The organism is Micromonospora chokoriensis (assembly GCF_900091505.1).
Classification (GTDB): Bacteria; Actinomycetota; Actinomycetes; order Mycobacteriales; family Micromonosporaceae; genus Micromonospora; species Micromonospora chokoriensis.
This window is the reverse complement of record NZ_LT607409.1, coordinates 1,389,297-1,406,697: the sequence shown is the minus strand read 5'-3', so window position 1 is coordinate 1,406,697 and position 17,401 is coordinate 1,389,297. Positions and strand designations below refer to the sequence as shown.

18 protein-coding genes are annotated in these 17,401 nt (G+C 71.2%); 17 read left to right on the top strand and 1 reads right to left on the bottom strand.

The features are described from left to right. Positions 1–385: 385 nt before the first annotated feature. The 12 genes from GA0070612_RS06615 to GA0070612_RS06560 all read left to right on the top strand — a co-directional run bounded on the left by GA0070612_RS06615 (position 386) and on the right by GA0070612_RS06560 (position 12,456). The gene (locus GA0070612_RS06615) at positions 386–1,138 is read left to right on the top strand and encodes a flavin reductase family protein (RefSeq protein WP_088991312.1); all 753 of its coding nucleotides are present in this window, start codon (positions 386–388) and stop codon (positions 1,136–1,138) included. A 175-nt stretch (positions 1,139–1,313) separates the two neighbouring features. Then, complete coding sequence (locus tag GA0070612_RS06610; RefSeq protein WP_088987118.1) at positions 1,314–1,679, top strand: DUF485 domain-containing protein; 366 nt, start codon at positions 1,314–1,316, stop codon at positions 1,677–1,679. Next, positions 1,657–3,348 carry a solute symporter family protein gene (locus GA0070612_RS06605; RefSeq protein ID WP_088987117.1) on the top strand — a complete coding sequence of 564 codons (1,692 nt, stop codon included), beginning with the start codon at positions 1,657–1,659 and terminating at the stop codon, positions 3,346–3,348. Before GA0070612_RS06610 ends, GA0070612_RS06605 begins: the two co-directional genes overlap by 23 nt. A gap of 78 nt (positions 3,349–3,426) precedes the next feature. Continuing rightward, the gene (locus GA0070612_RS06600) at positions 3,427–4,404 is read left to right on the top strand and encodes an NAD-dependent epimerase/dehydratase family protein (RefSeq protein WP_088991311.1); all 978 of its coding nucleotides are present in this window, start codon (positions 3,427–3,429) and stop codon (positions 4,402–4,404) included. 76 nt (positions 4,405–4,480) lie between these two features. Then, entirely contained in the window at positions 4,481–5,707 is a 1,227-nt protein-coding gene (locus GA0070612_RS06595) for an LCP family protein (protein ID WP_088987116.1), read from the top strand. Positions 5,708–5,880: 173 nt separating this feature from the next. Beyond that, complete coding sequence (locus tag GA0070612_RS06590; protein ID WP_088987115.1) at positions 5,881–7,143, top strand: LCP family protein; 1,263 nt, start codon at positions 5,881–5,883, stop codon at positions 7,141–7,143. Positions 7,144–7,319: 176 nt separating this feature from the next. After that, a complete protein-coding gene (locus GA0070612_RS06585; RefSeq protein WP_088987114.1) occupies positions 7,320–8,282 on the top strand; it encodes an LCP family protein in 963 nt (320 codons plus the stop codon). Positions 8,283–8,340: 58 nt separating this feature from the next. Further along, positions 8,341–8,676, top strand: coding sequence for a rhodanese-like domain-containing protein (locus tag GA0070612_RS06580; RefSeq protein ID WP_088987113.1), 336 nt, complete (start codon positions 8,341–8,343; stop codon positions 8,674–8,676). 11 nt (positions 8,677–8,687) lie between these two features. Continuing rightward, the gene (locus GA0070612_RS06575) at positions 8,688–9,476 is read left to right on the top strand and encodes a glycerophosphodiester phosphodiesterase (RefSeq protein WP_088987112.1); all 789 of its coding nucleotides are present in this window, start codon (positions 8,688–8,690) and stop codon (positions 9,474–9,476) included. Between the two features lie 46 nt (positions 9,477–9,522). Then, positions 9,523–10,977 (top strand): PAS domain-containing sensor histidine kinase, encoded by a 1,455-nt coding sequence (locus GA0070612_RS06570; RefSeq protein ID WP_088987111.1) that lies wholly within the window; start codon positions 9,523–9,525, stop codon positions 10,975–10,977. A gap of 60 nt (positions 10,978–11,037) precedes the next feature. After that, positions 11,038–11,454 carry an ATP-binding protein gene (locus GA0070612_RS06565; protein WP_088987110.1) on the top strand — a complete coding sequence of 139 codons (417 nt, stop codon included), beginning with the start codon at positions 11,038–11,040 and terminating at the stop codon, positions 11,452–11,454. 114 nt (positions 11,455–11,568) lie between these two features. Next, positions 11,569–12,456 carry a DUF5926 family protein gene (locus tag GA0070612_RS06560; protein WP_088991310.1) on the top strand — a complete coding sequence of 296 codons (888 nt, stop codon included), beginning with the start codon at positions 11,569–11,571 and terminating at the stop codon, positions 12,454–12,456. Positions 12,457–12,474: 18 nt separating this feature from the next. On the opposite strand, the gene GA0070612_RS06555 is transcribed toward GA0070612_RS06560, so the two are convergent. Continuing rightward, entirely contained in the window at positions 12,475–13,701 is a 1,227-nt protein-coding gene (locus GA0070612_RS06555) for an arginine deiminase (protein WP_088987109.1), read from the bottom strand. Positions 13,702–13,865: 164 nt separating this feature from the next. Between GA0070612_RS06555 and GA0070612_RS06550 the strand changes: the two genes are divergently transcribed. The 5 genes from GA0070612_RS06550 to pheA all read left to right on the top strand — a co-directional run bounded on the left by GA0070612_RS06550 (position 13,866) and on the right by pheA (position 17,354). Next, complete coding sequence (locus GA0070612_RS06550) at positions 13,866–14,603, top strand: hypothetical protein (protein WP_088987108.1); 738 nt, start codon at positions 13,866–13,868, stop codon at positions 14,601–14,603. 169 nt (positions 14,604–14,772) lie between these two features. Then, positions 14,773–15,231 carry a hypothetical protein gene (locus tag GA0070612_RS06545; protein ID WP_088987107.1) on the top strand — a complete coding sequence of 153 codons (459 nt, stop codon included), beginning with the start codon at positions 14,773–14,775 and terminating at the stop codon, positions 15,229–15,231. A 75-nt stretch (positions 15,232–15,306) separates the two neighbouring features. Further along, positions 15,307–15,696, top strand: a complete 390-nt coding sequence (locus GA0070612_RS06540; RefSeq protein WP_088987106.1) for an ACT domain-containing protein — start codon at positions 15,307–15,309, stop codon at positions 15,694–15,696. 181 nt (positions 15,697–15,877) lie between these two features. Then, positions 15,878–16,387, top strand: coding sequence for a hypothetical protein (locus tag GA0070612_RS06535; protein ID WP_088991309.1), 510 nt, complete (start codon positions 15,878–15,880; stop codon positions 16,385–16,387). Positions 16,388–16,397: 10 nt separating this feature from the next. Then, a complete protein-coding gene (pheA, locus tag GA0070612_RS06530) occupies positions 16,398–17,354 on the top strand; it encodes a prephenate dehydratase (protein ID WP_088991308.1) in 957 nt (318 codons plus the stop codon). Positions 17,355–17,401 lie beyond the last annotated feature (47 nt).

Here is a 17,401-nt window from a genome sequence, read left to right as displayed (position 1 = left end):
AGGAACGGGTCGCGGTGGTCGTACCGGAGGAGGAAGCCGGCAGAACCGACGGCGGTGCCGGGCGCGGAGGGATCGCCGGGCGTGCCCGCTCGGCCGCCTGCGTGGGCGGTCGGGCCGACGGTGGCCATGCCGCGACCGGGCCGGGCCGGTTGGCTGACCCCGGCGCAGACCTGGCGCGCGAACGGCGGTCGGTGGTGATGTGCAATGCCCCGGAGCACCGCGGCCGCCATGGCACCACAAGCGATATGACTCGGAGTCATAGATATGCCTCTGAGTCATATCACGCAGAGAGGAGATGCCCTCCGACCGTCGGGAAGGGTGGGCCGGTCCCGACACCGCCAACCCGGCCGGACGGAGGTCGGTGGTGAGCCGGCCGCACCTGCCGATGCGGCCACTCTGGCGGTGTCGTGGCTGCGGCGCGCTCTGGCCGTGCCAGCCGGCGCGGCTGGCGTTGCTCGCCGAATACCGGGGTGACCGGGTGGGGCTGCTGGTCTACCTGGGCGCCCTCATGGCGGAGGCCGGGGATCAGCTCGCCCGGCTCAACGGGCGCCCCGCCGATCTGCACGAGCGCTTCCTGGGTTGGGCGAGGGCCAGGGGCGGCACAATGTTTCACGTGAATCATGAGCCGGGTGCCGAGATCCACCACACCGATCCGTTCGCGGTGCCGACCGGGCAACGGTCACCGGTACGCCGGCTGCGCGGCCGGCTCGCCGCACCGGTGACCCTCTGGACGGCTCCCGGCCCGGCCGGCCTGACGGTGTCGTCCACGCTGGTCGCCGAGGGGGAGCCGGATCGACTGGTCGGGCTGATCGACCCGGAGTCCGACTTCTGGGCGGCGGCGGAGGAGGCGGGTCGGTTCACGGTCACGCCGCTCGGTCCACCGCACCGGCAGCTCGCCGACCGGTTCGCCGGTCTGTTTCCCGCTCCGGGCGGCCTCTTCGCCGCCGGCACCTGGATCGAGACACCGTACGGGCCGGTCCCCGCGGATGCCGGCGGGTGGGCCGGGTGCCGGCTGGACACCGCCCGGGAGTACGGCTGGGGCCTGCTGGTGGAGGCCACCATCGAGGCTGTCGACCTGACCGGGGAGGCCGCTCCGCTGCTGCACTACCGCGGTCGGTACCACGAGCTACCGGGCTGAACGGTCGGGTCGTCCGGACCGACCGGTCACCGGAGTGACCTGGGTCACTCGGCGCAGCCAGGCAACCGCTCGGCGCACTCGACGACCGGCGTCGATCTCGGCCTTCCCCGTCAGGGAGCGCGCTCTTTACCGTGCGCGAAACTCCTCTGACGCCTGTGAAGGTGGTGATCCACAGATGTCCACGGACACACCCGCTTCGGCCGCTTCCCAGTCGGACAAGTACCTGACCGTACAACGGTCGGACGAGTTCGCCGGGCTGCGGCGTGCGCTGCGCGGCTTCGTCTTCCCGATGACCGTCGCGTTCTTCCTGTGGTATGCGCTCTACGTCATTCTCTCCGCGTACGCCCGGGACTTCATGGGCACGAAGCTGTTCGGCAGCAACATCAACGTCGCGCTGGTCTTCGGCCTGCTCCAGTTCGTCTCCACGTTCCTGATCGCCTGGTTCTACTCCCGGTACGCGGATCGGAAGATCGACCCCATCGCGGACCGGATCCGCGCCGAGATCGGGGAGGTGACCCATGAGCACGGTCCACGCGGTTGAGACGTTCCTGGCGGCGGAGGCGGGCAACCACACCGCCCGCAACCTGACCATCACACTCTTCCTGGTCTTCGTGGCGGTGACCCTGGCCATCACGATCTGGGCCAGCCGGCAGACCAAGACGGCCACCGACTTCTACGCGGGCGGCCGGTCCTTCTCCGGCTTCCAGAACGGCATGGCGATCGGCGGCGACTACATGTCGGCCGCCTCGTTCCTCGGTATCGCCGGCATCATCGCCCTCTACGGCTACGACGGCTTCCTGTACTCGATCGGCTTCCTGGTCGCCTGGCTGGTGGCCCTGCTGCTGGTCGCCGAGCTGCTGCGCAACTCCGGCCGGTACACGATGGCGGACGTGCTGGCCTTCCGGATGCGTCAGCGTCCGGTGCGTACGGCGGCGGCGGTCTCCACCATCACGGTGTCGATCTTCTACCTGCTGGCGCAGATGGTGGGTGCCGGCGCGCTGGTCGCGCTGCTGCTCGGCATCCGGCCGGGGACGACCTTCCTCGGCATGGACGCGGACACCGCGAAGGTGGCCACCATCATCATGGTCGGCACCCTGATGATCATCTACGTCACCGTGGGTGGCATGAAGGGCACCACCTACGTGCAGATCGTCAAGGCGTTCCTGCTCATGGGCGGCGCGCTCCTGATGACCATCCTGGTGCTGGCGAAGTTCAACTTCAACCTGTCGGAGCTGCTCGGCCAGGCGGCCGCCGCATCCGGCAAGGGCAGCGCGTTCCTCGAACCCGGGTTGCGGTACGGCGTCGAGGTCGCCGGCAACTCGACGCAGACCTTCTACAACAAGGTGGACCTGCTGTCCCTGGGCATCGCCCTGGTGCTCGGCACCGCCGGCCTGCCGCACATCCTGATCCGCTTCTACACGGTGCCCACCGCCAAGGCGGCCCGTAAGAGCGTGCTCTGGGCGATCGGCATCATCGGCACCTTCTACCTGCTCACCCTGGCCCTCGGCTTCGGTGCGGCGGCGCTGGTCGGCAGCCAGGCGATCACCGCGCAGGACAAGGCCGGCAACACCGCCGCGCCGCAGTTGGCCGAAGCGTTGGGCATCAGCTTCTTCGGCGGCGAACTGGGCGGGGCGGCCATGCTGGCGATCATCGCGGCGGTCGCCTTCGCCACCATCCTCGCGGTGGTCGCCGGGTTGACGCTGGCCTCGTCGTCCAGCCTGGCGCACGACTTCTACGCCAACGTGTTGAAGAAGGGTGAGGCGTCGGAGCGGCAGGAGGTGCGGGTCGCCCGGATCTCCGCCCTGGTCATCGGCGCGGTGTCGATCGCCTTGTCGATCTACGCGCAGAACCTCAACGTGGCGTTCCTGGTGGCACTCGCCTTCGCGGTCGCCGCCTCGGGCAACCTGCCGGCGATCCTCTACAGCCTGTTCTGGCGGCGGTTCAACACCTCCGGCGCGGTGTGGGCGATCTACGGCGGTCTGCTCTCGGCCGTGCTGCTGGTGTTCTTCTCGCCAGTGGTCTCCGGCGCCGCGACCTCGATGTTCCCGGACCACGACTGGCAGTGGTTCCCGTTGTCCAACCCGGGCATCCTGTCCATCCCGTTCGGCTTCCTGTGCGGGTGGATCGGCACCGTCATCTCCAAGGAGCACGACGAGGACAAGTACGCGGAGCTGGAGGTGCGCGCCCTCACCGGCTCGGGCGCCCACTGACGCTCTGGACGGGCTCTCGCCGACGCCTGGCGTCGGCGAGAGCCCGTCGCCGTATCCGTGGTCGGTAGGCTGATCGGCATGAAGGTTGTTGAGCGCTTCGGGTCCGGTCACCGCGTCCTCGTCACCGGTGGAGCCGGCTTCGTCCCGTCACACCTGGTGGACGTCCTGATCGGTCGCGGTTGCACGGTGGTGGCGCTGGACAACTTCGTGACCGGCTCGAAGGAGAACGTGGCCCACCTGCTGGACCGGCCCACCTTCACGCTCGTCGAGGCGGACATCTCCGACGGCCTGCCGACGCACCACCCGGCGATGGCCGAGCGTTTCGACGCGATCCTGCACATGGCCTCGCCGGCCAGCCCCACCGACTTCGCCCACCTGCCGGTGGAGATCCTCCGGGTCGGCTCGGTGGGCACCCTGCACCTGCTGGAGCGCGCGGTCGCCGACGGTGCCCGGTTCCTGATGGCCTCCACCTCCGAGGCGTACGGGGACCCGAAGGAGCACCCGCAGCGGGAGACCTACTGGGGCAACGTCAACCCGATCGGGGTCCGCAGCGTCTACGACGAGGCGAAGCGCTTCTCCGAGGCCGCGACGATGGCGTACCACCGCTACCGCGGCCTCGACGCGGCGATCGTCCGGATCTTCAACACGTACGGCCCCCGGATGCGCCCGGACGACGGCCGCGCCATCCCCACGTTCGTCTCCCAGGCGCTGCGCGGTGAGCCGATCACCGTGCACGGCACCGGCAACCAGACCCGCTCGATCTGCTTCGTCGAGGACCTGGTGCGCGGCATCCTGCTGCTGCTCGACTCGACCGAGACGGGTCCGGTCAACTGCGGCACCGAGCACGAGTTGTCGATGCGGCAACTCGCCGAGTTGATCGTGTCGCTCTCCGGCAGCAACTCCGAGGTGATCTACGTCACGCGCAGCTCGGACGATCCGGAGATGCGTCGCCCCGATCTCACACTGGCCCGCGAACTACTGGGTTACGAGCCGACGGTTGCGCCCGAAGACGGCCTGCGACGCACGATCGAGTACTTCCGGGCGCGGCTAGGGTAGCCGGTTCGTTGCGTACCGCCTGCCGCTGAGTGTCGCCTGAAGGCGGCACTGGCTCCCGCTACGTACCCTGAGTTACATGTCCGCGACTTCGTCTGCCGGCGTCCCGTATCCGTCCCTGCACCGCAGCGCCGGGCGCGCGTCGGTGCCCGGCCCCGATCGGGGCGCCTCCGGGCGCGCCCGTCCCACCGAGGCACGCTTCTACCCGTCGTACGACGAGGAGGGGCCCAGGTCGGGCGGCCCGGCAGGGCCGAGAGGCCCCGGCGGCCCCGGCGGCGCCGGTGGGTCGGGGCGGCGTGGCCCACGCCCACGCTGGGGCCGGATCGCCCTCGTGGCGGGGGTCGCGGTGCTGGTGCTGGCGTTGCTCGGCGGCGTCGGGGCCTGGCTCTACGCCCGCAACCTCAACGGCGACCTGGCGCGCACCGACCCGTTCGCGGAGATCACCGGTGGCCGCCCGGTCAAGGCCGTCGACGGCGCGCTGAACATCCTGCTGGTCGGCAGCGACTCACGGGACCCGGACGCCCCGGTCGACACGAAGAGCCAGTGGCGTGCCGACACGATCATCGTGATGCACATTCCGGCCGACCACCAGGAGGCCTACCTGGTCTCCATCCCGCGCGACCTGTACGTGCCGATCCCGGAGAGCGCGGGCGCGGCCTGCGACTCCGGCAGCCGCGCGAAGATCAACGCAGCGTTCGCGTTCGGCGGTCTCCCGCTGGCGGTACGCACCGTGGAGTGCTTCAGCGACGTTCGGATCGACCACGTGATGGCGATCGACTTCGGCGGGTTCAAGGAGGTCACCGACGCTCTCGGCGGGGTGGACCTGAAGGTGGAACGGACCGTCACCTCGATCCACAAGCCCTACCGGACGTTCACCAAGGGCACGAACCACATGGACGGCGCGGAGGCGCTGGACTGGATCCGGCAGCGTAAGCAGTTCCCGGACGGGGACTTCGCCCGGATGCGGCACCAGCAGGAGTTCCTGCGGGCGCTGATGGACAAGGCGGCGAGCAGCGGCACGCTGGCGAACCCGAAGAAGCTCAACGATTTCCTCCAGTCGGTGACCAAGGCCGTAACCGTGGACCAGGGTTTCTCGGTTACAGACATGGCGCTGCAGTTCCGCAACCTGCGCGGTGAGAATCTCACCTTCGTGACCAGCCCGAACTCGGGCAGCGACACGATCAACGGCGAGTCGGTGGTGGTCTCGGACCGGGAGAAGGCGCTCGCCATGTACCGGGCCATGTCGGCCGACACGATGGCGGACTGGGTCAAGGCCAACCCGCCGAAGAGCAACGACGGCGGCTGACCGGGGCGGCGGACCCGCGGCTGACGGCCTGCCCGCCGTTCGGCTCATCCAGTGGCGACGATCGACCGAGTCCAGGCAAGTTGACGTCCGGATTGACCCGAGCTGAACTCGCAAAGTCGAATTGATGTCCGTACAGTGGTGCCGCCCCCTCCTGATCACGAGCTGGAGCACGCATGCCGGTTCAGGCCAGTCGTCGCCCTTCGTCCCCCGGGTCCGCCGCGCCCAGCGGCCGTGCTGCCGCAGCCATACCCGTGCAGGCACGCCCCTCGGGCAGCGGGCCGGGTGCTCGGCCGCCCGGCGTCGGCGGTGGCGGCCCTGCCGGTGGCGGCGGGTCGGCGAAGAAGCGGACCAAACGCAAGGACCCTCTGTGGGCCCGGCTGACGTTGGTGTTCGGGGCGGTGCTGATGCTCGGCAGCGGCGTGGGCATCGTCGGCGGCAAGGTGCTGATCGGCCAGGCAACCGGGGACATCGCGCAACGTAACCTGCTGGGCGACGCCGGCAAGTCCGACGCCGAGGGCGGGGCGAGCCTCGACGGGCCGATCGACATGCTGCTGCTCGGCGTGGACGCCCGGGAGCGCTGGGCGGCCGACGACGTGCGCTCGGACAGCATCATCATCCTGCACATCCCCGCCACCCATGACCAGGCGTACCTGATCTCGATCCCTCGGGACACCGAGGCGCAGATCCCTCCGTTCAAGAAGAGCGGCTACGCCGGCGGCACCGGAAAGATCAATGGCGCTTTCCAGGCCGGTGCCGCCAACGGTGGTGGCTGGGAGGGTGGCGCGCAGCTGATGGCGCAGACCATCAAGCGGCTCACCGGGATCAGCTTCGACGGCGCGGCGATCATCAACTTCGGCGGTTTCAAGAACGTCATCGACACCCTGGGCACGGTGCGCATCTGCGTCAGCCAGGAGGTCAAGTCGCTGCACATGTCGTACGTCGACGGCAAGCCGATGTGGAACGCGGACGCCAAGAAGACCGGCAAGCCGCGGACCCCGGTGGTGCACAAGAAGGGTTGCCAGGAGATGGAGGGGTGGGCCGCGCTCGACTACTCCCGGCAGCGCAAGTCCCTCAAGAACGGCGACTACGACCGGCAGGCCAACCAGCAGCAGCTGATCAAGGCGATGGCCAAGAAGGCCACCGACGGCGGGATGTTGACCAACCCGGGCAAGATGAACCAGCTGATCAAGGCGGCCGGCAAGGCGTTCGTGCTGGACACCGGCGGCGTGGCGATCGAGAACTTCATCTTCACCATGCGCGGGGTCACCGCGAACGAGCTGACCATGCTCAAGACCAACGGCGGCACCTTCCACGCCAACGGCAACAACACCGAGGGTCTGAGTGAAGAGACGATGGCGATGTTCCAGGCCGTCAAGCAGGACAAACTCGCCGAGTTCGTCTTCACCCACCCCGAGGTGATCTCCACCCGCAAGTGACGACCGGGAGTCGCGGAAAGCCAGCGACGGCGTCGTCACCGCCCGTAGCCTCGACGTGAGCAGGTTTCACGTGCGGCTGCGGGGAGGCGGTCACGTCCAGGTGGGGGCGGAACACGGCGGGCCGGGCCGGAACGGCCCCGCCCGCCCGAGCGCGCCGCGCCCGGGGTTCGCGGATCATGCTCGGCATCGGCCTGGCCCTCGTCCTGCTGGCCGGGCTCGCCCTGGTCGGGCTCACGACACTGAGCAACCGGTACGACCGCACGGTGACCAAGGAGCAACTGCTCGACGCCGACGCCCGCACCGACCGCACCGACCTGGACGGGCCCCTCAACTACCTCCTGGTCGGCTCCGACCGCCGCCCCGGTGACAGTGGGCCGGACCAACGCTCCGACACCATCCTGATCGTGCACGTACCCGCCGGGCAGCGGGAGGCGTACCTGGTCTCCATCCCCCGGGACCTGCTGGTCGCCATCCCGCCCGGGAACGGCTTCGGCGGCGGCCAGGACAAGATCAATGCGGCGTACGAGCACGGCGGCGGCGGGCAGGCCGGCGCCCGACTCCTCTCCGCCACCCTGCACCGGCTCACCGGCATCCGGTTCGACGGTGCCGCGCTGATCGACTTCTCCGGCTTCCGCAAGGTCATCGACCTGCTCGGCGGGGTGGACATGTGCGTGGACACCGAGGTCCGCTCGATCCACACCAACCGGGTCTTCCCCACCGGCTGTCAGCGCATGGACGGGGCGCAGGCGCTGGACTACGTACGGCAACGCTACGACCTGCCCGGTGGCGACTACGACCGGCAGCACCACCAGCAACAACTGCTCCGGGCGATGCTGGACAGCGCCGGCAGAGCGGACCTGCGCAGCAACCCGGTCAAGTTCGACCAGGTGCTGCGCGCGGTCGGCGGGTCGTTGACCGTCGACACCAACGGCGTACCCCTGGAGGACCTGCTCCTCGCGCTGCGCGCGCTGCCGCCCGACGGGATGCGCGGCGTCCAGGTTCCGTCGTCACCACAGACCATCGACGAGGTCTCCTACGTGGTACTGGACAACGGGGGCAACGGGCTCTTCGAGGCGGTTCGGGGCACTCGGGTGCCGGCCTGGGCGCAGGCCAACCCGCGCTGGGTGACCCGGTTGTGACGGTGGCGACGGCCCGGTCGGTGCCGAACCGGCCGACGAGGATCTAGTGTTGCTTCCTGTGTTCGGACCCCAGGTTCCCACCGTGCCCGTGACCGAGATCGACGACGAGACCTACCTGCTGGATGTGCGGGAGGCCGACGAGTGGGCCGCAGGCCACGCTCCGACAGCCCACCACCTGCCGATGATGGAGCTGCCGGCGAGGTTGGCCGAGGTGCCCACCGACCGGGACGTGGCGGTCATCTGCCGCTCCGGCGGGCGCTCGGCCCAGGTCGTCGCCTACCTGGTCAACAACGGCTGGGGGCAGGTGCGTAACGCCGACGGTGGGATGCGCCAGTGGGCTGCGGTCGGTCGCCCGGTGGTCGACGCGAACGGGCAGCCCGGCCAGGTCATCTGAGGGCGGACGGAATGGGCGGCCCACTGGTCTTCGCGCACCGCGGCGCCTCGTTCGACCTGCCCGAGCACACCCTCGCCGCATACCTGCGCGCCCTCGACGAGGGCGCCGACGGGCTGGAGTGCGACGTCCGGCTGACCCGGGACGGGCACCTGGTCTGCGTACACGACCGGCGACTCGACCGCACCAGCAACGGTCGCGGTCTGGTCAGCGCGCGTACCCTCGCCGAGCTGGACGCGCTGGACTTCGGCTCGTGGCATCCGGGCAGCGCACCGGGCGGCGACCTGCCGCCGGACGATTCGCACACCCGGTTGCTGACCCTGGCCCGGCTGCTGGACGCCGTGCTCGACGCCGGGCGACCGGTCCGGCTGCTGGTGGAGACGAAGCACCCTTCCCGCTACGGCTCGAACGTGGAACGACGACTGGTCGCCATGCTGCGCCGGTACGGGCTGGCCGACCCGACACCGGACGACCCGGTGCAGGTCACCGTCATGTCGTTCTCACCGCTGGCGGTCCGCCGGGTCCGCGAGCTGGCCCCGACGCTGCCCACAGTGCTGTTGCTGGAGGTGGTGCCCCGGTGGCTGCGGTTGGGGCGGCTCCCGTTCGGTACCCGGATCGCCGGGCCGGGCATCGGTCTGGTCCGGGGCCGGCCCCAACTGCTGCCCGCACTGCGCGCGGCCGGCAACCAGGTGTACGTCTGGACGGTCAACGAACCGACCGACCTGGAGCTGGTGCTGTCCGCCGGGGTGGACGGGATCATCACGGACCGGCCGGCACACACCCTCGCCCGGTTGGGCCGCTGAGCCGGCGGGGGTGCCCAAATCCAGGTCGACCGGGCAGACTCGGCACATGCCGGAGCGTATCGATTTTCCCGCTCTCCTCGGCGGCCACACCGTCGTGATCGAGATGATCAATTCTGGGGACGCGGGCCTGCCGGTCCTCACCCAGCTTCTCCGGGTGGCCCAGCCCGCTCTCGGTGCGACAGGTATGGCGTTCGTCGAGTTCGGCCCGACCGGCGGTCGCGTGATCTCCGCGACCGGTGCCGCGGAGTGGGCCCTCGGCCGGCCACTGGCCGTCGACGATCCGGACACCGTTTGCCTGCTCGCCGGGCCACGAGCACGCCAGGTGCGGGTGGGGCACCTCAACGGCAAACTGGCCGCCGAGTTGAGCGGCAGCGAACTGCGCTGGATGGTGGTCGCCCGGGCCGAGATCGGCGGCCACACGGTGGGCAGCCTGCACGCGCTCTACCCGGGTGACGACGAACCGGACATCGAGCAGCAGGGGGTGGTCGCCTACCTGGCGTCCTGCGTCGCGCACATGTACGGCGACCAGAGCGGCCTGCCGGTGCACGGTGACGGCCCGGTCGTGGCGGCGCTCGCCGACGGGCTGGCCGTCGTCGACCGGGACGGGCACGTCCGACTGTGGAACCCGGCCGCCGCCCAGGTCACCGGCCGGTCGGCCGAGCAGGCACTGAGCCGCCCCCTGCCGTTCCCGCTGCCGCCCTCCGGTCAGGTGCGGGATCACCGGATGCCGGACGGCCGCTGGCTGCGGATCACCTCCGGCGAGCTGCCCGGCCCGGGCACGCTCCGGGTGGTCACCTTCCGCGACATCACCGACCAGCAGCAACGCGACCACGACCGGGATCTGTTCGTCGCCGTGACCAGCCACGAGCTGCGGACGCCGGTCACCGTGATCAAGGGGTACGCGGACACGCTCACCGACCACTGGGAGTCACTGACCGAGGTGGACCGCCGGCAGGCCGCCCGGGTGATCGGGCAGCGGGCCAACGAACTGGCCCGACTGGTCGACCGTCTCCTCTCCTCGGCGGCCGAGGCGGGGCCCGGAGACGAGCCCGCGACGCCGTTCGACCTCGGCGAGGCGTTGCGCTGCGCCGTCGTCGACCTGCCGGCGGAGTTGCGCCGGCGGCTGGTGCTCCTCCTCCCGAACGACCTTCCCAAGGCGCTCGGTCACCGGCCCAGCCTGGCCACGGTGTTGACCGAGTTGACGACCAACGCCGGCAAGTACTCCGCACCGGACTCCCCGATCGAGGTCACCGCGTCGGTCGACGGTCAACTGGTGGCGTTCCGGGTCAGCGACCAGGGCATCGGCATCCGACCGGAGCACGTGGAGCGCGCGTTCGACAGGTTCTGGCAGGGCGAGTCCGGCGACCGACGCGGCTATCCGGGGGCAGGGCTCGGCCTCTATCTGGTCCGCCGGATCGTTGAACAACAGAATGGATGGGTATCCCTACGTCCGAGGGCCGGCGGCGGTACGGTCGCAGAGGTGCGGTTACCCCGCTGTTGACCGAGGTGGCGCGACGTGGAGGCGACGGTGGCAGCGGCAGTGACGGATCGGGCGTGGTGCGTGGTGGTTCCCCACCATCCGGCCGGGGCACGGCTGGCCCGGCACCGGCTCTCTGACGAGCTGGCGGACGTCGTACCCTCGATGCTCCTCGCGGATCTCATCGCGGTGCTCGCGGAGCTGGTGGGCAACGCGGTGCGGCACGCTCGGCCGCTGCCCGGCGGAGTCATCCGGGTCGCGTGGCGGCTACGGCCCTCGGCCGAGGGCGCGCTGATCGAGTTGCGGGTCACCGACGGTGGCGCGAGCACCGGGCCACGGATCCGGACGGCCGGCCCCGACGCGGCGGACGGCCGTGGGCTGCACATCGTGGCCGGTCTGTCGACCCGCTGGGGGGTCGAGCGGGACGGAATGGGCCAGCGTGTCTGGGCGGAGTTCGATCCGGTGCCGGCGCCCCGACCCGACCTGGTGTCGGCGGGCTGAGCCTCCGGGCTGCGAGGTCACCGCCCCGGGTGGTGGCGACTTCGCTGATCGACGGGCTGAGGTTGGGTGGGTCCGGCCCACGGCGACCCGGTCGGGCCTCTAGGCTGTGACGCCGTGAGCAAGCGTCGAAAGAGCCAGCGCACCACGACCGACACCGCCCTCCGCAAGGACAAGGTGCGGGACATCTTCGTGCCGCGTCCGTTCGACGGGTTGGTCGACGAGCCCGAGTGGATCGCCCTACGCGAACTGGTGCCGGCGGCCTCCGCGCCGCTGCGACTGGCACCCGCCCTGGTCGAGGAGTTCGGCGACCGGTCGGCGACGCTCGCCACGGTGCTGCCGATGGCCGCGCCGGCGATCACCAAGCCGGACGGCCGGGTGCTCATCGGTCTTCAGCGCCACCAGCAGTCCGGCGACGTCTCCCGGGACCTGGCCGACGCGCTGCTCTGCGCGCTGCGGACCGAGCCGGGCGGCCAGGTGTCCGTTCCGCCGCTGCCCGGCCCCGGCCCACGCCTGCAGGACATCCTCGTGGACGGTCCACTGGACATCAGCATGCACGAGGGTTTCGAGTTCTGGCTCGACCCCGGGGCCGGCGACGACCCGACCGTCCAGGCGTCCCTGGAGCGGGCGAACGCGGCCATCTACCCGACGGTACGGATGACCGCGGCGAAGGCCGCGTACTGGTGCCAGGTCCCGGACAAGGCGCACGTGCGCTGGGTGTTGCCGGACGACGAGGACGCCGCTCTGGACGCGTTGGCCCGTCTTGGCGCGGCCGGCTCGCTGACCCTCGGCGAGCAGACCAAGTTCGCCGGCATGTTCCGCGCGCACGGCCGTCTGGTCCCGGTGTGGGACCTGCCGGAGGAGACTCCCGCGGCGGAATGGGAGGACCCGGTGGCGCAGTTCGCCAAGCGCTACGCGGAGGCGTTGGCCGCCGACGGCCCGCTGGACGCCGCCGGCCGGCGCGCCCGCCAGGGTCTGCTCGGCCGCCAGCTCACCCTGCGCTGAGCCGCGGGAAGGGCGCCATCACGACGAGGGCGCCCTTCCCCGCAGCGGCTCGCGGGTGATCGGGCAGGACATGCAGCGCGGGCCGCCCCGGCCGGAGCCCAACTCGGAGCCGGCGATCGGGATCACCTCGATGCCGGCCCGCTCCAACTGGGCGTTGGTCTCGGTGTTGCGCTCGTAGCCCACACAGAGCCGGGGCGCCAGGGCGAGGGTGTTGTTGCCGTCGTCCCACTGCTCGCGTTCCGCGGTGACCGGGTCCAGCCCGGTGTCGATGACCCGGAGCACGTCGAGGTCCATCGCGTCGGCGGCGGCACGCAGGAACGGCGCCGGCCCGTCCACCCGCGGGTCCGCACCGTCCGCCCCGGCGATGACCGTGTACGCGGACAGCGCGCTCGCGATGTTGGGGTACATCAGGACGGCGTCCACGTCGACCATCGTGCAGACGGTGTCGAGGTGCATGGTGGCGCGTTTCTGCGCGATCGGCACCACCAGGATGGTGTGGGCCAGGCCGGCGGCGAACACCTGCCGGCCGAGGCGTTCGGCGCCGGCGGGCGTGGTCCGCTCGCCCACGCCCACCGCCAGCACCCCGGGCGCGAGCAGCAGCACGTCGCCGCCCTCCAGGTGTTCGAGGTTCGGGCGGTAGACGAACTGGGTGCCGGCGAAGCGTGGGTGGTGACGGTAGATGGCGTCGGTCAGGGTGGTCTCGCGGCGACGGGCGGGCATGGCCAGACTGGTGACGCCGACCCGATCGCCGATCCAGAGCGACGAGTCGCGGGTGAACAACAGGTTGGGCAACGGGTCGATGACGAAGTCATGCCTGTTCATCAGGGTGTAGACCAGCCCGCCCGGCCGCTCCGAGCTGATCCGCAGCTCCTCGTGGGCCAGCCCGGCGGTGAGCACGTCGGCCAGGGCCGCCGGGTCCAGGTAGGAGAGGTGGTCCGCCACGCGGGCCCGCAGGGTGTCGCCGAGTCGCCGGGAACGCAGCACCTGTTCGGTGAGCTCGGCGCGGGCGTCCGCCACGGCGAGGGTCTCGGCCAGCAGGGTGGCCAGGTAGAGCACCTCGACCCCGCGCTCGCGCAGGGCGGCGGCGAACGCGTCGTGCTCCTCCTGGGCGCGTCCGACCCAGGGGATCGCGTCGAACAGGAGCGAGTCGTTGTTGCGCGGGGTGAGCCGGGCCAGTTCGGGGCCGGGCCGGTGCAGCAGTACGGTGCCGAGCCGGCCGACTTCGCTGTCGACGTAGTGGGTCACTCCCGCAGCGTAGGGCAGGGTTTGGCGGCATCCGACAAAAGAACTGTGGATGAATATGGCATTCATCCACAGTCATTCCGGCGCTCCGGCTTGCCGAACACCGGGAGTGACAACGTAGGGTAGTGAGGACATAACTTCGAGGGACCTTTTGCCGGAGGTCGACGATGACTGTCTTTCCCGCACGACGAGCCGTACCGTCCGCTCGGGCACTGCCGCCCGTCGCGGTGCCACACCCCCGCGTCGAGTCGCCGGGGGTTCTCGAACCAGTCCGTCCGACACCCCTCGAATGGGCCCGTCGACGTCGGGCTGAGCGGGGCGCACGTCGCCTGGAGGCGGCCGGGGCGCGGGCACTGGGCCAGCTCGACCACCTCGGCCCCGCCTGGCACGTCATCGAGTGGCCACGCACAGACGTGACGGACGTCCTCGACCGCGGTCAGGACGACCGCGCCGGGTTCCTCGCCATCGGCCCGAGCGGCCTCTTCGCCGTGACCATCGCCGACCACGGCCGCGCGAGGGTGCTCGTCGCCGGCGACGTCGTGCAGATCAACGGCAAGAGGCCACCGTACGTGGCCGAATCCCGCCGCGACGCCAAGCGGGCCAGCAAGGCCCTCTCCGACGCGGTGGGGCTGCCCGTCCCGGTGACGCCGGTGCTGACCTTCGTCGGCTCCGGCGTCATCAGTGTCTACGGCCTTCCGAAGGACTGCCTGATGGCCACCCACCGGGAGCTGGACCGGCTCCTCGTCGCTGGTGGCAGCCGGATCAGCCCGGCCACGGCCGAGAAGCTGTCCCGGGTCGCGCAGCACCCCAGCACCTGGTTGAACGGCACGTACCGTCCAACCGCCGACTACCGGTGGTACGACGAGGGCCGAACGGCCGCTGACAAGCCGGCCCACCGCCGGTAACGTCACCGGCGACGCCACGCGGCTCCGGTCCCCCCGTCCACCTCACCGGTCTCCGCGCCGTCACCAGTCGCGTCGGTTCAGCCTGCGCGGCCCGGTGACCCGGTGCGCTCGGTGATTCCGTCGGCGACCCGCTAGCGTGGACAGTCGATCGGTGCACATAGGAGGCGCGGTGGCCCACGTCGAACTTTCGCTCTCGGAAGCGTTCGTGCCGGCGGCCCGAGCGTCGACAGAGCCGGAGTCCGGCAACGTCGGCCAATGGTCCTCGACGGTGTCCCGGGCCGATGAGCCGTGCCTGTTGATCGACGCCGACACGAGGGTGGTGGCGATCTCCACGGCCGGCTGCGAACTGCTCTGTCTGGGCGAGCCCGGCGGTCTGATCGGGCGACCGCTGCTCGACGGGGGTCTGCGCCTGCTCGACTTCACCGCCAACCGGGGCGTGCTGACCGAGGCCGAGATCGACAAGATCCCGCCCCTGCTGGCGCTCTCGTCCGGTCGACTCGCTCGTGGGTTACTCCGAGTGCAGGCCGCTTCGGCAAACAGCTCCGACGCGACGGTCGACGCGATCTCGACTCCGGTCCTCACCGATGGCGCCGTCGCAGGCTCGCTCACCTTCTTCTCCGAGGTCTGACCTGCGGCGGAGTGTGTCGTTCGCCGCACGCGGCGTTCCCCGGGCGAGCCCCCGCGCAGGCCGTAAGGTGCCCTCATGCTCGATATCGCTCTACTGCCCGGGGAATACGCTGTGTGCCGGCTGGCCGCCGGCACCCCAGTGCCGGATGCGATGTCGAACGACCTTCGTGACACCGACGTCGTCACGGTGAGCTGGACCTCCGACGGGATCTCCGTGATCTGTCCGACCGACCGGGCTCCCGCGCAGGCCGTGGTGGAGACCGTCTGGCGCTGTCTACGGGTCACCGCGCCGATGGAGCTGAGCGGCACCGGCAGCCTGGCCGCGCTCGTCGACCCGCTGGCCGAGGCGCGGGTCAGCGTGGTCACGTTCTCCACCTTCGACACCGACTACCTGTTGGTGCCGGCCGTCAGGCTGACCGAGGGCATCGCCGCGCTCCAGCGCGCCGGGCACCGCGTCACCGGCTGAGCTTCACCCGGAAGGCCGCTCACCCTACGATGGGCTCGGCCACCCCGGCCGTGACGAATTCTCCGATGTCCACGAGGACCGGCCCGTGCCGTTCACCCCGCCCCGCCCCGCGTCTCCCCCGTCGCAGGCGACGATCCACGTCCCACGCGGCCGGACGGCCAGTCGCCCAGCCGCCCGGACCATCGCGGTCACGCTCGCGGTGTTGGCCGCCGCCGCACTGTCCGGCTGTGGTGCCCCTCCCGGGGTGCGGACCCCCACCGCCATGCCCACCGGCAGCGGGGCTCCGCCGACGCCCGGCCCGAGCATCGCCCCCACCACCCCGCCGGTGACCGCACCGCCAAGCGCCGCGATCACGCCCTCCGCCGACGCCGGGGCGGTCGCGACGGCCTGCCGGAACGGGCCCACCGGGCAGCGGGTCGTGCAGTTGCTCCGTGGCCGGGCGGGCGTGCTCCCGGCCAACGTCCGGGTCCAGGTCCGCACCGGCCCACTCTGCGCCGCCGACTGGCAGTTCACCGTGCTGGAGGTGACCGGGCACGAGGAACTCCAGGTGGTCACCCGGGGCCAGCCGAGCGCACCGACGCTGGTCACCGCCGGCACTGACGTCTGCACCATCGAGGTACGCGCCGCCGGGCCGCCCGGAATCCGCGCCCTGGCCTGTGAGGCCGGTCCGGCCACCCGGCCGGGTGCGTAGGCTGATCGGCATGCCGGGAACACCGCCGACACGTTTCGTCTACCTCGGGCCGGAGGGGACCTTCGCCGAGCAGGCCCTGCGCTCCGTGCCCGCCGCCGAGCGCGGCACCCGTACGCCCGCCCGCAGCGTCGGGGAGGCACTGGACAGTGTCCGGGCCGGGGATGCCGACGCCGCTCTGGTGCCGTTGGAGAACTCGATCGGCGGCGCGGTGGGCGTCACCCTGGACGAGATGGCCGAGGGCGAGCCGCTGGTGATCACCCGGGAGGTGATCCTGCCGGTGGAGTTCGTGCTCGGCGCCCGACCCGGCACCTCGTTGACCTCGATCCGCACCGTGGCGGCCCACCCGCAGGCGTCCACCCAGTGTCGGGGCTGGCTGCGAGACCACCTGCCCGACAGCGTGGTGGTCGACGTGCTCTCCAACGGCGCGGCTGCCGCCGGCGCCGGGTCCGGCGAGTATGACGCGGCGATCTGCGCGCCGATCGGGGCGACCCGGCACCGGCTCGCGGTCCTCGCCGACAAGATCGCCGACCATCCCGACGCGGTGACCCGTTTCGCGCTGGTGTCCCGGCCGGGGCCGCCTCCGCCGCCCACCGGCGACGACCTCACCTCGCTCGCTGTCTACATCGCCCACGACCGGGTCGGCGCCCTGCTGTCGGTGCTCATGGAGCTGGCCGTGCGCGGGGTCAACCTGACCCGGATCGAGTCCCGCCCGACCGGCGAGGCCCTGGGCCGGTACGTCTTCTTCCTCGACTGCACCGGCCACGTGGCCGACGTACGCCTGGGCGAGGCGTTGCAGGGGCTGCGTCGGGTCTGCGCCGACGTCCGCTTCCTGGGGTCGTACCCCCGGCACCGCTGGGCCGAGACGGCGGGCGAACGGCCGGTGCCCGCGCCGGCGGGCCTCTCCGACGTCGACTACGCGGACGCGGCGGCCTGGCTGGCTCGGCTGCGCACCGGCGAGTTGACCTGATCGGGCCGGGCGCCCCCCGAACCCGGGGAGCGCCCCCGCCTCGTCGG

Coding starts and splice junctions, on each gene's coding strand:
- GA0070612_RS06615 (WP_088991312.1), top strand. CDS start 386: ATGCGGCCACTCTGGCGGTGTCGTGGCTGCGGCGCGCTCTGGCCGTGC.
- GA0070612_RS06610 (WP_088987118.1), top strand. CDS start 1,314: ATGTCCACGGACACACCCGCTTCGGCCGCTTCCCAGTCGGACAAGTAC.
- GA0070612_RS06605 (WP_088987117.1), top strand. CDS start 1,657: ATGAGCACGGTCCACGCGGTTGAGACGTTCCTGGCGGCGGAGGCGGGC.
- GA0070612_RS06600 (WP_088991311.1), top strand. CDS start 3,427: ATGAAGGTTGTTGAGCGCTTCGGGTCCGGTCACCGCGTCCTCGTCACC.
- GA0070612_RS06595 (WP_088987116.1), top strand. CDS start 4,481: ATGTCCGCGACTTCGTCTGCCGGCGTCCCGTATCCGTCCCTGCACCGC.
- GA0070612_RS06590 (WP_088987115.1), top strand. CDS start 5,881: ATGCCGGTTCAGGCCAGTCGTCGCCCTTCGTCCCCCGGGTCCGCCGCG.
- GA0070612_RS06585 (WP_088987114.1), top strand. CDS start 7,320: ATGCTCGGCATCGGCCTGGCCCTCGTCCTGCTGGCCGGGCTCGCCCTG.
- GA0070612_RS06575 (WP_088987112.1), top strand. CDS start 8,688: ATGGGCGGCCCACTGGTCTTCGCGCACCGCGGCGCCTCGTTCGACCTG.
- GA0070612_RS06570 (WP_088987111.1), top strand. CDS start 9,523: ATGCCGGAGCGTATCGATTTTCCCGCTCTCCTCGGCGGCCACACCGTC.
- GA0070612_RS06550 (WP_088987108.1), top strand. CDS start 13,866: ATGACTGTCTTTCCCGCACGACGAGCCGTACCGTCCGCTCGGGCACTG.
- GA0070612_RS06540 (WP_088987106.1), top strand. CDS start 15,307: ATGCTCGATATCGCTCTACTGCCCGGGGAATACGCTGTGTGCCGGCTG.
- pheA (WP_088991308.1), top strand. CDS start 16,398: ATGCCGGGAACACCGCCGACACGTTTCGTCTACCTCGGGCCGGAGGGG.